Annotated in this window: 16 protein-coding genes; 14 read left to right on the top strand and 2 right to left on the bottom strand. The window is 33.9% G+C overall.

What is annotated here, in order from left to right:
- The 14 genes from ACN0QX_RS05555 (at position 1) to tsaB (ending at position 11,784) form a co-directional block, all read left to right on the top strand.
- Positions 1-582, top strand: coding sequence for a cytochrome c oxidase subunit 3 (locus tag ACN0QX_RS05555; RefSeq protein ID WP_376858844.1), 582 nt, complete (start codon positions 1-3; stop codon positions 580-582).
- A 137-nt stretch (positions 583-719) separates the two neighbouring features.
- Positions 720-1,700 carry a cytochrome c oxidase subunit 3 gene (locus ACN0QX_RS05550; RefSeq protein ID WP_417195821.1) on the top strand — a complete coding sequence of 327 codons (981 nt, stop codon included), beginning with the start codon at positions 720-722 and terminating at the stop codon, positions 1,698-1,700.
- A 20-nt stretch (positions 1,701-1,720) separates the two neighbouring features.
- A complete protein-coding gene (locus tag ACN0QX_RS05545; RefSeq protein WP_248397635.1) occupies positions 1,721-2,101 on the top strand; it encodes a cytochrome C oxidase subunit IV family protein in 381 nt (126 codons plus the stop codon).
- Positions 2,102-2,193: 92 nt separating this feature from the next.
- On the top strand, positions 2,194-2,880 hold the full coding sequence (locus ACN0QX_RS05540) for a hypothetical protein (RefSeq protein WP_248397637.1): 687 nt from the start codon (positions 2,194-2,196) through the stop codon (positions 2,878-2,880).
- Positions 2,864-3,619, top strand: coding sequence for an SCO family protein (locus tag ACN0QX_RS05535; RefSeq protein ID WP_417195820.1), 756 nt, complete (start codon positions 2,864-2,866; stop codon positions 3,617-3,619). The genes ACN0QX_RS05540 and ACN0QX_RS05535 overlap by 17 nt, the downstream gene beginning before the upstream one ends.
- Complete coding sequence (locus ACN0QX_RS05530; protein ID WP_417195819.1) at positions 3,619-4,152, top strand: DUF420 domain-containing protein; 534 nt, start codon at positions 3,619-3,621, stop codon at positions 4,150-4,152. Before ACN0QX_RS05535 ends, ACN0QX_RS05530 begins: the two co-directional genes overlap by 1 nt.
- A 12-nt stretch (positions 4,153-4,164) precedes the next feature.
- The gene (locus ACN0QX_RS05525) at positions 4,165-4,386 is read left to right on the top strand and encodes a hypothetical protein (protein ID WP_248397643.1); all 222 of its coding nucleotides are present in this window, start codon (positions 4,165-4,167) and stop codon (positions 4,384-4,386) included.
- On the top strand, positions 4,387-5,298 hold the full coding sequence (locus ACN0QX_RS05520) for a carboxypeptidase-like regulatory domain-containing protein (RefSeq protein WP_248397645.1): 912 nt from the start codon (positions 4,387-4,389) through the stop codon (positions 5,296-5,298). It abuts the gene before it with no gap.
- Positions 5,299-5,438: 140 nt separating this feature from the next.
- Positions 5,439-6,140 carry an ABC transporter ATP-binding protein gene (locus tag ACN0QX_RS05515; protein ID WP_248397647.1) on the top strand — a complete coding sequence of 234 codons (702 nt, stop codon included), beginning with the start codon at positions 5,439-5,441 and terminating at the stop codon, positions 6,138-6,140.
- The gene (locus ACN0QX_RS05510; RefSeq protein ID WP_248397649.1) at positions 6,133-7,362 is read left to right on the top strand and encodes an ABC transporter permease; all 1,230 of its coding nucleotides are present in this window, start codon (positions 6,133-6,135) and stop codon (positions 7,360-7,362) included. The genes ACN0QX_RS05515 and ACN0QX_RS05510 overlap by 8 nt, the downstream gene beginning before the upstream one ends.
- Position 7,363: 1 nt before the next feature.
- Positions 7,364-8,608, top strand: a complete 1,245-nt coding sequence (locus ACN0QX_RS05505) for an ABC transporter permease (RefSeq protein ID WP_248397651.1) — start codon at positions 7,364-7,366, stop codon at positions 8,606-8,608.
- A 60-nt stretch (positions 8,609-8,668) separates the two neighbouring features.
- On the top strand, positions 8,669-9,781 hold the full coding sequence (locus tag ACN0QX_RS05500; RefSeq protein ID WP_248397653.1) for an efflux RND transporter periplasmic adaptor subunit: 1,113 nt from the start codon (positions 8,669-8,671) through the stop codon (positions 9,779-9,781).
- On the top strand, positions 9,768-11,102 hold the full coding sequence (locus ACN0QX_RS05495; RefSeq protein ID WP_417195818.1) for a TolC family protein: 1,335 nt from the start codon (positions 9,768-9,770) through the stop codon (positions 11,100-11,102). Before ACN0QX_RS05500 ends, ACN0QX_RS05495 begins: the two co-directional genes overlap by 14 nt.
- Before the next feature lie 4 nt (positions 11,103-11,106).
- On the top strand, positions 11,107-11,784 hold the full coding sequence (gene tsaB, locus ACN0QX_RS05490; RefSeq protein ID WP_417195817.1) for a tRNA (adenosine(37)-N6)-threonylcarbamoyltransferase complex dimerization subunit type 1 TsaB: 678 nt from the start codon (positions 11,107-11,109) through the stop codon (positions 11,782-11,784).
- A gap of 3 nt (positions 11,785-11,787) precedes the next feature.
- Here tsaB and ACN0QX_RS05485 read toward each other — a convergent pair whose 3' ends face one another.
- Together ACN0QX_RS05485 and ACN0QX_RS05480 are read right to left on the bottom strand one after the other, a co-directional pair.
- Positions 11,788-12,606, bottom strand: a complete 819-nt coding sequence (locus ACN0QX_RS05485; RefSeq protein WP_248397659.1) for a mechanosensitive ion channel family protein — start codon at positions 12,604-12,606, stop codon at positions 11,788-11,790.
- A 236-nt stretch (positions 12,607-12,842) separates the two neighbouring features.
- Complete coding sequence (locus ACN0QX_RS05480; protein ID WP_092206572.1) at positions 12,843-13,043, bottom strand: dodecin family protein; 201 nt, start codon at positions 13,041-13,043, stop codon at positions 12,843-12,845.
- Between the last annotated feature and the right edge of the window lie 23 nt (positions 13,044-13,066).

Genomic DNA, 13,066 nt, shown 5'->3' with positions numbered 1-13,066 from the left:
ATGGATTTAACCCAAGGAACTTTAGAAGAGAAGAAAGGCAGAGCAAAAAAAATGATGCTTTGGTTTGGTATATTATCATTAATTATGTCATTCGCCGGTTGGACTAGTGCATTTGTTGTAAGTAGTACAAGGCCCGATTGGGCATCAGATTTTCAACTGCCTCAAGCGTTTTTAATCAGTACTATTGTTATTGTAATTAGTAGTATTACAATTTGGATGGCCAAACGCAGTATGTCTCAAAGCAATCAGCAAATGACAACTGTTTGGTTGTTAACCACATTTGTTTTAGGCATCGTTTTTATTTATAATCAATTTGTAGGCTTCCAGCAAATTATAGAATTAGGCTATAATTTTACAGGGCCAACCAGTAATATTACCATGAGTTATATTTATTTGATAGCTGTGGTGCATATTTTACACGTAGCTGTAGGGTTAATCTGCCTGTTGGTCGTAATTTATAATCATTTTAAACAGAAGTATACTTCCAACCAAATGTTGGGTATTGAATTGATCGCAACATACTGGCATTTTGTAGATTTACTTTGGGTCTATCTATTTTTATTCCTATATTTCGTAGGTTAAATTACGCCAGTAATAGCGTGACCAAAAACCCGTATTATTTATTATCTTCATAATGAGTCCAAAATTTTAGAGTGGATGTTTCTTTAAAAAGATAAATTGATTATTTTTGTGCAACTTTTATTAACTAAACCAGACATATGAGTACTACAGTTGTAAAAACTGGAACAGAAGGTAAAACCTGGGGTGGCGGAAACGATCCACTAAAAGCAAGTTATGGTAAAATGATGATGTGGTTCTTTATCGTATCAGATGCCTTGACGTTTTCAGGATTTTTAGCAGCCTACGGATTTTCCAGATTTAAATTTAGTCAATCATGGCCAATTGCCGATGACGTTTTTACCCACGTTCCATTCTTGCATGGTCAAGAATTACCAATGATTTATGTAGCGTTCATGACGTTTATCTTAATCATGTCCTCGGTAACAATGGTTTTGGCCGTTGATGCGGGTCATAAAATGAATAAGGCCAAAGTAACACTTTACATGTTTTTAACGGTTATTGGAGGTCTTATATTCTTGGGTTCTCAAGCTTGGGAATGGTCAACGTTTATTAAAGGGGATTACGGTGCTGTTGGAACGCATGGTGGTAACATCATCCAGTTTGTAGATACCGATGGTAAACGTGTTGCATTGAAAGATTTTGCTATTGCACAACCTTCTAGTCGTGAACAGCATAAGCGAAAAAATGGGCTTTGGTTTACGAGTGAAAGAGATTTACCTAGCTTTACCTTTAACGAAGTAGTTGCCGGTTTTGAAGCAAACCCTAATATATTAGTTAAAACAACATATTCCGATGAGAATGGTAAAAAAATCATCTTATCTAGAAATGAATCATTAATTGAATTAAAAACTAAAGGAAAAAATGTTGTTGAAGGTGCTAACTTAATTCAAAATGAGTACGGCCCACCGTTATTTGGTGATTTCTTCTTCTTCATTACAGGATTCCACGGATTTCACGTATCTATTGGTGTTTTATTAAATATCATTATTTTCTTTAATGTTATTTTAGGTACGTATGAACGTAGAGGAAGTTACGAAATGGTTGAGAAAGTTGGTCTTTATTGGCACTTCGTAGATTTAGTATGGGTATTTGTATTCACATTCTTCTACCTTGTTTAATTATAGATAATACAGTTAAAATGGCAGACGCACATAAATTAGAAATATTTAGAGGGTTAGTTAAGTTTAAATCTAACACCCAAAAAATATGGGGAGTATTAATACTACTGACCATAGTTACAGCAATAGAGGTAGTTTTAGGTATTTATAAACCTGAAATGTTGATGGCTAAAGTTTTAGGCATGAGTCTCTTAAACTGGATTTTTATTATTTTAACTATAGTAAAAGCTTATTATATTACTTGGGATTTCATGCACATGCGTGATGAAACAGCAGCATTCAGAAGAATGTGTGTTTGGACCGGTGTGTTTTTAATATGTTATATATTATTCATCCTCCTTCAAGAAGGTGGTTATGTAGAGAGTATATTTACAAATGGCTTTGTAAAACACGATTTTTAATATAAGTTAAATGTTCTACAAAAGGCGGTTTTTAAACCGCCTTTTTTTATTTTTGCACTATGAGAAAGCAGCAAATAAAAAGGAATCTTATTTTGGGAATTTTATTTTTTCTACCAGTCATGTTTGTATTGGTACTTTCCCTTTCTGAAGACAATTATAACCCTTTGGATATCATTAACGAAAATGTTGCTGAACTACCTCCAAATGCAGAAAACATTGTTCTTCAAGATCATATTACCGTATTAGCCTTTTTTGGAAATAAACCTTTGGATATGGCAATTGCAGCCTCCAATCTTAAGGAGCTAGTTTACGATAAATTTAAAGGCTTCAAAAAATTTCAAATTGTTGTGTTGGTTCCAAATGGTTCTGAAGCAGAGTCAGAGGAATTGTTTAGAGAAATAGCACGTTATGAAGATTTACGGTTTTGGCATTTTGTTCATTTGGAGGAAGCGGCTATTCAGAAAACCTTTAATAGCTTAAAAGCATCCTTCAGTTTATCAGATAATGTAGCTACAGATAATGTGTTTCTTATAGATACCGAGCGTCATCAGCGTGGTCGTCTGGATGATAGAACAGATCAGGAAAAAGGAAAAAATGCAGCTATTTATGGTTTAGATGCTTACAATTGCATTCAAGTAGCTGTTATAAAAAATAAAATGAGTGCCGAAGATTTACGTGTTCTTTTTACTGAATACCGTCAAAAACGTAAAGGTAATTTCGACTCGGAAACACGTCGCGCTAACGAATTAAAACCTACAAGTCATGAGCAAAAAAGCTAATTATTCTTATGTTGGTATCGCCTTTGTAATTCTAATTTTTGGAATTTGGTTTGTACCACGAATAGTAGATCGTATAACCAAAGGCGATACCGTAAGAAATGATACCAGGAGCGAACCAATTTCTAAAACGGATTTCTCTAAAGACGAATCGTCAGATCTTGTTTTTATAAATATTAATGGAACACCTAAAAAGGTACCTGCTTTCAGTTTTACCAATCAACATGGCGAAACCATTACAGAACAAGATTATTTAGGGAAAGTATATTTGGTTGAATTCTTTTTTACTACTTGTCCTACCATATGTCCAAGAATGAATAAGAATTTGGTTCAAATTCAAAATAAATTTGAAGGAATTGAAGATTTTGGTGTGGCATCCTTTACAATTATGCCTAAAGTGGATACACCAGAAGTACTTAAAGCGTATGCTGAAGAATATGGTATTACCAATCCAAATTGGAATTTAATGACAGGCGATCAAGATGCTATTTTTGAATTGGCAAACATAGGTTTTAATATTTATGTTGGCGAAGATGAAACCGTTGAAGCGGGTTTTGAGCATTCTGGTAATTTCGCATTAATAGATAAAAATGGTTTTATCCGATCTAGACAGGATGATTTTGGGAATCCAAAAATTTTCTATTCAGGTATTATCAGTGAGGAAGAAAAGGTTGATGAAGACGGACAAAAAGAAGAAATAAGCATGTTGAAAACTGATATTGCTAAATTGTTGAAAGAATAATGAATCAGAACTTAAAAACAGAACAAAAATATAATAAGTGGATTATAGTTCTCTCTATTGTTGTGCCGCTTGTAGTAGCAGTTTTATTTGGGGTTAAAATACCAAATGTGGAGCCTCTTATGTTTTTGCCTCCAATTTATGCTACTACAAACGCTATAACTGCCTTTGTTTTGGTCGCTGCATTTTGGGCCATAACCAACGGTAAAATTAAACTGCATGAAAAACTCATGAAGTTTGCTATTTTACTTTCGGTTGCTTTTTTATTAATGTATATGGCGTACCACATGACGAGCGATTCAACTAAATACGGAGGCGATGGCGTTATGAAATATGTGTATTATGTTATTTTAATTTTACATATCATTTTGTCTGTTGCCGTTATTCCGTTTGTGTTAATAACCTATGTGCGTGCTATTACTAATAATATTGAGCGTCATAAAAAAATAGCACGCATTACATTTCCACTTTGGTTGTTTGTGGCCGTTTCGGGTGTGGTAGTTTTTATTATGATTTCACCCTATTATGTTTCTTAAATATATAATCACATGAAAAAAGCATTCATTATCACCGGAATATTAATGTTGTTTTTCACATTGCCAGCCGAAGCACAATGTGCCATGTGTCGTGCGGTTTTGGAAAGTGAAGAAGGTCAAGCTCAAGCCGAAGGTATCAACAATGGAATTGTGTATCTCATGGCTGTGCCTTATATTTTAGTTGGTGGAATCGGTTTTCTTATATACCGTAATTATAGATCTAAAAAGAACTAAATGCGTTTCATATTAGGTGTTTTTTGGGTTTTAATTAATTTTCAAACTCTCAATGCCCAAATTCTGTATGGAACCATCTCAGACAGCCTTTCAAAAAAAACACTTGCGTATGCTAATTTGAGTGTTTTAAATTCAAAATACGGGACATCTACAGATAGTTTGGGGAATTTTGTACTCCATTTAAAAAAGCACCCTAATGATACCTTATTTATTTCTATGCTGGGTTATCAGTCTAAAACGATTGCCTTACATCCTTTTTTAAAGGATAGAAATCAATTGGATATATTATTATCTGTTGCAAATATGGATTTGGATAATGTGCTCCTAGTCTATAAGAAAAAGAAGTATTCGGCAACAAAAACTTTAGGTGTTAAACGCAAGAAAGTCAAATATAAATCCTCCGTTCCCATAGGTTATGAACGCAGTATTTTTATTAAAAATGATACTGGAAAAACAGGGAAAGTAACCTCGGTTAGCTTTAAGCTTAAGAAAACACAATCTGATATTTATGATGTTTATCCTGTTTATTTTCGAATTAAATTTTACGAAATAAATAAATCCACCAAAGGTCCTGGCGCCGCAATTTCCTTTAATGATTATGTTGTAAAACCTCTTAATAAAAATCAAACCATTACGCTAGAATTTGAGAATACATTCATTCCTTTTTTAGAATCAGGTATTTTTGTGAGTATTGAAACCATAAATCCCAATCCGGAAAAACCATTGGGAAGTATGTATATTACAACACCTAATTTGCTTATGACTTATGATGATGAACCATTAACCTATTCCAGTTTTCGTGGACAATCGTGGACACATTTAAAGCGCAAAATGAGGTGGAAGGCCTTTGGGAAAACACGTTATTATTATGCAAATCCATTGGTTGAAGTTACCGTACAATTGGAGAAATAATAGCCTAGATATCATTTATTTATAAAAAATTTAACAGCACTTCAAAAGTCTCCGATTAAAATATATTTACTTTTGTTGTAACATTTTTGTGTTTTATAAGTCTTACTTGTAGAATATAATTTAACCAACCAACGTAAATTATGCTAACTATAAGCAAATTGCACAAATCCTATCCTATAGGTGACTCCAGTTTACATGTATTAAAAGGTATTGATCTTTCTGTTAAAGAGGGTGAAATGGTTGCCATTATGGGATCATCGGGTTCTGGTAAATCTACCTTATTAAATATTATTGGTATGTTGGATGAAGCGGACGAAGGTGAGTATATTCTTGATGGTGTTCCCATTAAAAATTTAACCGAAAAAAAAGCAGCAATTTATAGAAACAAGTTTTTAGGATTTATCTTTCAATCCTTTAACCTAATCAATTATAAAAATGCGATTGAAAACGTAGCACTTCCCTTGTATTATCAAGGCATGAAGCGTGCTGAACGTCAAGAATTGGGTATGTTTCATTTGGAAAAGGTTGGTCTTGCCAATTGGGCACACCACTTGCCAAATGAATTGTCTGGTGGACAGAAACAGCGTGTTGCTATTGCACGAGCGTTGGCTGCAAACCCAAAATTACTTCTTGCCGATGAGCCTACAGGAGCTCTAGACACCAAAACATCTTATGAAATTATGGCCTTTATTCAGCAGTTAAATGATGAAGGAAAAACCATATTAATGGTAACGCATGAAGAAGATATTGCCAATATGTGTAAACGTATTGTCCGTTTAAAAGATGGTGTTATTATGGAAGATGTTTTTGTAGAACAAGTTAGAGCCGAACAATATGTTTGATTTAGATCTTTGGCGTGAGATATTTCAAAGTATCAATAAAAACCGAACGCGAAGTTTGCTTTCAGGATTTACGGTAGCTTTTGCTATTTTACTATTTGCTGTTCTTTTTGGATTAGCTAACGGACTTCAAAATACTTTTTCAGACGCCTTTAATGACGATGCCAATAATTCCATTATGATTTATTCGGGTATGACTACCAAAGCCAATAAAGGACTTCAGGCAGGTAGACGTATTCAGTTTAAAAATGAAGACTATTCCTATGTTAAAGACGAGTTTAAAGATGAAGTTCAATTTATAACCTCTAGAATCTATAGAAATGTAACGGCTACTTTTAGAAACGAAAAAAGTAGTTATTCTGTTCGCGCGGTTCACCCGGATCATCAATATTTAGAAATGACCATAATGGATCAAGGACGATACATTAATGAGTTGGATGTTCAAAACCACACTAAAGTGGCTGTTATAGGTCGTTTGGTTGAAGAAGATTTATTTTTAAGAACAACCGCTTTAGGAAAATATATTAACCTAGATGGTATTCCGTATAAAGTAGTTGGTGTTTTCTCGGATGATGGCGGCGATAATGAGGAACGCTTAATTTATATGCCCATTTCCACCGCACAACGGTTATATGGTAATACAGATTATGTAGATCAAATTAACTTGACCTATAATCCTGAAATGAATTACGACCAAGCCATTGCGTTTGGTAGAACACTTACTAATAAAATGAAAAACCGCTTTGATGTTGCGGAAACCGATCAGCGTGCAATTCGTATTCAAAACATGGCGGAAGGTACCAAAGCTGTGGGGCAAATGACAACCGCCTTAGGATTTATCATTTTCGTAATTGGTTTTGGAACCTTAATAGCAGGTGTCGTTGGTATTAGTAATATAATGATTTTTATTGTAAAAGAACGTACCAAGGAAATTGGCATTCGTAAAGCATTAGGCGCTACACCACGATCTATTGTATCTATTATTTTAATAGAATCTATTTTAATTACTGCCATTGCAGGTTATGTTGGCTTGTTATTAGGTGTCGGTGTTTTAGAACTTGCTGCTCCAACGTTGGAAACATATTTTATTAAGGATCCAAGTGTACAACCGTCACTAATTATTGCGGCAACCATTACACTTATTTTAGCAGGTGCAATTGCAGGTTATTTACCAGCTAAAAAAGCATCACAAATTAAACCCATTGTAGCATTAAGAGACGACTAATATGTTTAAATTTTTAACAGATAGAGATACTTGGCAAGAGGTTTTTGATAGTCTTAGTAAAAACAAACTACGATCTATCTTAACCATGGTAGGTGTTTGGTGGGGAATTCTCCTACTTATTGGTCTTCTTGGTTCTGCCAGAGGATTAGAGAATGCATTTAATCGTTTGTTTGGCGATTTTGCTACGAACAGTGTATTCGTTTGGGCACAAAGCACTAGCAAACCTTTTCAAGGCTTTCAAGAAGGAAGACAAGTAAAGTTGACATTAACGGATGCTAAAAAAGTAGAAGAGAATGTAGAAGGTATTGAATTTGTAGTACCAAGAAGCCAAAGCCAAGCCATGGTGGTTCGGAATTTCCTTTCGGGAACCTTTGGTATAAATGGGGATTATCCTTTATTAGATAAAGTGCAGAAGAAAAAGTTAATTCACGGTCGCTTTATCAATCAAAACGATATAGATGCGAATAGAAAAGTTGTAGTCATTTCAGAAGATGTTTATAAACAACTATTTGAAAAGGATGTACAGGCAATTGGCGAGTTGATTCAAATTAACAGTATGAACTTTATGGTGATTGGTGTATTTGAAGTTGGTAATATGAATATGGGGCCATCAACGGATATGCATATTCCGTTTACCACCTTTCAGCAAATTTATAACCGTGGTGAAAACATCAGTTGGATGATGATTACTGGGAAACCGGAATACAACATCAAACAAATTGAAGAAGACGCAAAGCTCATTTTAAGAAATTTAAATAACGTGCATCCGGAAGATAAACGTGCCTTTGGAAGTTTTAATTTAGGTAAAGAGTTTGCAAAAATGACGGGTTTTCTTTCTGGTATGCAATTTTTGACATGGTTCGTAGGTATTGCAACCCTTATTGCAGGTGTTTTTGCCATTGGTAATATTCTATTAATTACCGTCAAAGAACGCACCAAAGAAATTGGTGTCCGCCGTGCACTAGGAGCCACGCCTTACGAAATAAAACGACAGATTTTAGTAGAAGCCGTTTTCATCACTTTACTGGCGGGATTCTTTGGGATTATTAGTGGTGGATGGATTCTGATAGCATTAGATGCCGCATTTGGGCAAGGTCCAGACGCAACCATGGTAAATGCATCTGTTTCCATTTCAGTTGTATTTATAGCCTTGCTCATTTTAGTTGTTTTAGGCACTTTAATCGGATTAATTCCAGCATTTAAAGCCACTAGTATTAAACCTATAGAAGCATTACGCGAAGAATAAATAAGTAAAATTTAGATATTATAAAACCAACCGATCAATTAAAATAATAAACACAATCAAATGAATAAAGCAGTAAAAATCATCATTGGCATCGTAGTCCTAGTACTATTTGTTTGGGTAATTAAATACTTTAAAGACTCCAATTCTAAAGCTATTGAAGAATTTAAAACAGAAACACCGTTTTTCACCTCTATAAAAACAAAAGTGGTTGCCACAGGGAAATTAAACCCAGAAGAAGAAATTGAATTGAAACCGCAAATAGCTGGAATTATTGATAAAATTTTGGTTGAAGAAGGTGACGTTGTTAAGAAAGGCGATTTAATAGCTAGAATTCGCGTGGTACCAAACGAACAAAGTTTAGTAAGTGCAAGAAGTCGCATTAATAGCGCACAATTATCTTTTGATAATTCCAAAACCTTATACGACAGAAATAAAGCCCTTTTTGAAAAAGGTGTTATTTCAAAACAAGATTTTGAAAACAGTGAGTTGTCCTTAAACCAAGCAAATGAATCTTTACGTCAGGCTCAAAATGACTTTCAAATTATCAAACAAGGTTCCTTATCGGGAGGTGGTTCTGCCAACACCAATATTGTAGCACAAATTCCTGGAACTGTTTTAGAAATTCCGGTACGTGAGGGAGATCAAGTAATTGAATCTAATAGCTTTAATGCAGGAACAACCATTGCTACCATTGCAGATATGAGTAAAATGATTTTCGAAGGAAAAGTTGATGAATCTGAAGTAGGAAAACTAGAAGAAGGGAAAGATATTATTGTGGTTCTTGGCGCTATTAATCAACAAGAATTTCCATCTAAATTAACGTTTGTAGCGCCAAAAGGAATTGAAGAAAATGGTGCAGTTCAATTTACTATTAAAGCAGACGTAGAAGTTAATCCGTCTGTAAAAATTAGGGCTGGTTACAGCGCTAATGCAGAAATTGAAATGGAAAGTAAAGATAGCGTAATGGTTGTAAAGGAAGCCTTATTACAATTTAATCGTTTTACGGAAAAGCCATTTGTAGAAGTTCAAAAAGAAGATGGTACCTATGAAGAGAAATATGTTGAGTTAGGTATTTCAGATGGAATAAATGTTGAAATTACTGAAGGTGTTTCAGAAACTGATAAAATAAAAGTTTGGAATAAAGCAAAAGAAGATAACAATGATGAAGATTAATAAAGTACTAACCCTTTCGTTTTTAACGGTTGTTTTTTCTGTTAGTTCATATGCTCAAGAAAAAGTATGGACGCTGGAAGAATGTGTAAACTACGCCTTGGAAAACAATATTGCAATTCAAAAAGGCGCTAATACCTTACTTATTAATGAGGAGGATATTACTGCAACCAAAGGAAGTTTATTACCGTCACTTAGTGCGAATGCCAATCAGAGTTTAGGATTGGGTAATCAGGAACTTTTTCCTGGGCAGTTTGTAGACAGGACGAGTCATTCCACCAATTTAGGTCTACGAGTAAATCAAACTATTTTTAACGGTTTTAGAAACACAAACTTGCACAAACAAGCATTGTTGAATTTAGATAGAAATCAATTGGAATTAAACCGAATTAAAGATGATATTTCGTTAAATGTCGTTAATTCCTATTTAAATGTGCTCTTTAACAAAGAAAATTTGGAAACGGCGCAAGCGCAAATTGAATTTTCAAGTAAGCAATTAAAGCAAGTTCAAGCATTAGTAGACGCGGGTGTTCAACCACAAGCTAATATTTACGATGTAGAAGCTACATTAAGTAGTGATGAGCAAAATTTAACGGTTGCAGAAAATAATTACACGCTTTCCATTTTAAGTTTGTCTCAACTTTTACAAGTGCCTTTTGAAGGTTTTAAAGTGGAAATTATTGAAGTAGATAGCCCTTCCGCAGCTTTGATGTACACAGATATTCAACCTATTTTAGATTATGCATATAATAATCGGTATGAAATAAAAGTAGCGGAAAAGAATATTGAATTAGCCGAATTGGATACGGAAATTTCTAAAAGTGGTTTTATGCCAAATGTGGGATTTAGCTATGGTTTTGGTTCTAATGTGTTTTATTCTAATTTAACCGATCAAGAAGCTAGTTTTGGAAATCAATTAAATGATAATAAAGCCCATAGTTTTGTGTTAAGTGTGGGTATTCCTATCTTCTCCCAATTCCAAAATAAGACAGCTGTTGCTAAATCTAAAATTAGAATAGAAAATAGTAAATTAGATTTTGACCAAGCTAAACTAGATTTAGAAGCTAATATCCAACGCGCATTTACGGATGCCAACGCAGCATTAAAAGCTTATGAGGCGGCTCAAAAATCCGTAAGAGCTCAAAAATTAGCATTTCAAAATTCGCAAGAGCGTTATAATTTAGGAACTATGAATACATTTGATTTAGAACAATCACGTATTCAACTTATCAATGCGCAATCGCGATTAATTAATGCAAAATATGATTTTGTATTTAAAACGAAAGTTCTTGATTACTATTTAGGAATTCCTTTAACAGAATAATGCCGTGGCAATAATATTAAGTATAGAAACAGCAACAACAAATTGTTCGGTCTCTCTTTCAAAAGAAGGAGAGACTTTTGCTTTAAAAGAAGATTATAATAATGGCTTTTCGCATGCGGAACGTCTACATGTTTTTATTGATGATATTTTAAAAGAAAACCATATAGATAAATCGGAAATTGACGCCGTAGCCATTAGTAAAGGTCCTGGGTCTTATACCGGTTTACGGATTGGTGTTTCGGCAGCAAAAGGCTTGTGTTTTGCTTTAAATATCCCACTAATTAGTCTTTCAACTTTGGAAGCTATGGCGCATCAAGTTAATATAACCAAGGGCATTATCATTCCCATGTTAGATGCCAGACGTATGGAAGTTTACGCCGCTATTTACAATGCAAACTATCAACCTATTCGTGGAATTGAAGCAGAAGTTTTAGATGAAACATCATATGCTGAATTTCTGGATAAAAGTCAGGTTCATTTTATAGGTAATGGTGTTGAAAAAACAAAAGCACTCATTACACATAAAAATGCTGTTTTTATAGAGCACAAGTTACCATCAGCTAATGAAATGGGTGTTTTGGCTTTTAATAAGTACAAAAAAAGCGACACCGAAGATGTCGCTTATTTTGAGCCCTATTATTTAAAAGATTTTGTGGCTATTAAACCAAAATCTAAAAGATAGGTATTAGCCTTCTTTGTGTATTTCCACTTGGTGTGGGTAAGGAATATCAATTCCAGCCGCATCAAGTGCTTCTTTTGTTTGTTCCATAACATCAAACTTAACGGTCCAATAATCTTCTTTCTTAACCCATGCACGTGTAAAGAAATTAATAGAGCTATCCGCTAATTCAGATACATTTACAGCCGTAGCCGGATCTTTCAATACCAATGGATGCGAATTAATTACACCAAAAAGTATTTCTTTGGTTTTCTTAATGTCAGAATCATAACCAACACCAAACGTAAAATCTACACGTCGTGTATCTTCTGTACTATAATTAATAATATTGCCATTTGATAATGCGCCATTTGGAATTATGACTTCTTTATTATCTGTTGTATTTAATTTAGTCGTAAAAATTTCAATTTCTTTAACGGTTCCACTTTCACCTTGGGCTTCAATAAAATCACCAATTTTAATAGGTCTGAATACCATTAAAAGTACACCGCCCGCAAAATTCCCTAAAGAACCTTGAAGTGCTAAACCAATGGCTAAACCCGCAGCAGCTATAATAGCGGCAAATTGCGCTGTAGGAACACCTAAAGTGCCTAATATGGTAATTACTAATAATATTTTTAAAATAGCATTGATTAAATCTACAAGAAATTTCTTGAGGCTTACTTCATAATGACCTTTATCCATCATTTTTTTGAAACCTTTAAGAATCTTTTTAATAAGCCAAGAACCAACAATCCATATAACAATGGCTCCAATAACTTTTAAACCGTAAGTGGTTACAAATGCAATGCCTTGTTCTATCCAGTAATCTAAATTTTTATCCATAATGTGTTTAGTGAGATTAATTAAATGACAAATTTAAGTATTATCTCACAGTTCTAAAAATTATAGAAATTTAAAATAATGATTAACAGTTAGATAATAAGTGAGGTATGGTTTGATGTATGAAACCAAATAGCAAATTTATAGGTGAAAACTACCAATTCCAACGAATAGCATACAAGCTATTAAGAATGGGGCATAAAAAAACGCCCTAAAAAGGGCGTTTCAAATAGTTGTTATTATTTAACCTCGAAGGTTATTTTTATATTCACTCGAAATTCGGTTACGTTATCGCCATTTACAATAGCACTTTGTTCTTTTACATAAACCGAACGAATGTTTTTTACGGTTTTAGATGCTTCCTTAACGGCTTTTCGGGTTGCGTCTTCCCAGCTGGTTTCAGAATTTGATAATACTTCAATAACTTTTAAAATAGCCATAATATTGTTTTTTTAAGTTTAGC

This window comes from Bizionia sp., assembly GCF_048259285.1.
Lineage (GTDB): Bacteria > Bacteroidota > Bacteroidia > Flavobacteriales > Flavobacteriaceae > Algorimicrobium > Algorimicrobium hallyeonense.
The sequence above is the reverse complement of the archived record's forward strand: the minus strand, read 5'-3'. Positions and strand labels throughout refer to the sequence as shown.

What these genes read in the sequence shown, in the direction of transcription:
- ACN0QX_RS05510 (WP_248397649.1), top strand. Translation starts at nt 6,133, where the DNA reads ATGTTTGATTTAGATCTTTGGCGTGAGATATTTCAAAGTATCAATAAA.
- ACN0QX_RS05515 (WP_248397647.1), top strand. Translation starts at nt 5,439, where the DNA reads ATGCTAACTATAAGCAAATTGCACAAATCCTATCCTATAGGTGACTCC.
- ACN0QX_RS05530 (WP_417195819.1), top strand. Translation starts at nt 3,619, where the DNA reads ATGAATCAGAACTTAAAAACAGAACAAAAATATAATAAGTGGATTATA.
- ACN0QX_RS05550 (WP_417195821.1), top strand. Translation starts at nt 720, where the DNA reads ATGAGTACTACAGTTGTAAAAACTGGAACAGAAGGTAAAACCTGGGGT.
- ACN0QX_RS05535 (WP_417195820.1), top strand. Translation starts at nt 2,864, where the DNA reads ATGAGCAAAAAAGCTAATTATTCTTATGTTGGTATCGCCTTTGTAATT.
- ACN0QX_RS05485 (WP_248397659.1), bottom strand. Translation starts at nt 12,606, where the DNA reads ATGGATAAAAATTTAGATTACTGGATAGAACAAGGCATTGCATTTGTA.
- ACN0QX_RS05505 (WP_248397651.1), top strand. Translation starts at nt 7,364, where the DNA reads ATGTTTAAATTTTTAACAGATAGAGATACTTGGCAAGAGGTTTTTGAT.
- ACN0QX_RS05555 (WP_376858844.1), top strand. Translation starts at nt 1, where the DNA reads ATGGATTTAACCCAAGGAACTTTAGAAGAGAAGAAAGGCAGAGCAAAA.
- ACN0QX_RS05500 (WP_248397653.1), top strand. Translation starts at nt 8,669, where the DNA reads ATGAATAAAGCAGTAAAAATCATCATTGGCATCGTAGTCCTAGTACTA.
- ACN0QX_RS05525 (WP_248397643.1), top strand. Translation starts at nt 4,165, where the DNA reads ATGAAAAAAGCATTCATTATCACCGGAATATTAATGTTGTTTTTCACA.
- ACN0QX_RS05480 (WP_092206572.1), bottom strand. Translation starts at nt 13,043, where the DNA reads ATGGCTATTTTAAAAGTTATTGAAGTATTATCAAATTCTGAAACCAGC.
- ACN0QX_RS05495 (WP_417195818.1), top strand. Translation starts at nt 9,768, where the DNA reads ATGATGAAGATTAATAAAGTACTAACCCTTTCGTTTTTAACGGTTGTT.
- ACN0QX_RS05545 (WP_248397635.1), top strand. Translation starts at nt 1,721, where the DNA reads ATGGCAGACGCACATAAATTAGAAATATTTAGAGGGTTAGTTAAGTTT.
- ACN0QX_RS05520 (WP_248397645.1), top strand. Translation starts at nt 4,387, where the DNA reads ATGCGTTTCATATTAGGTGTTTTTTGGGTTTTAATTAATTTTCAAACT.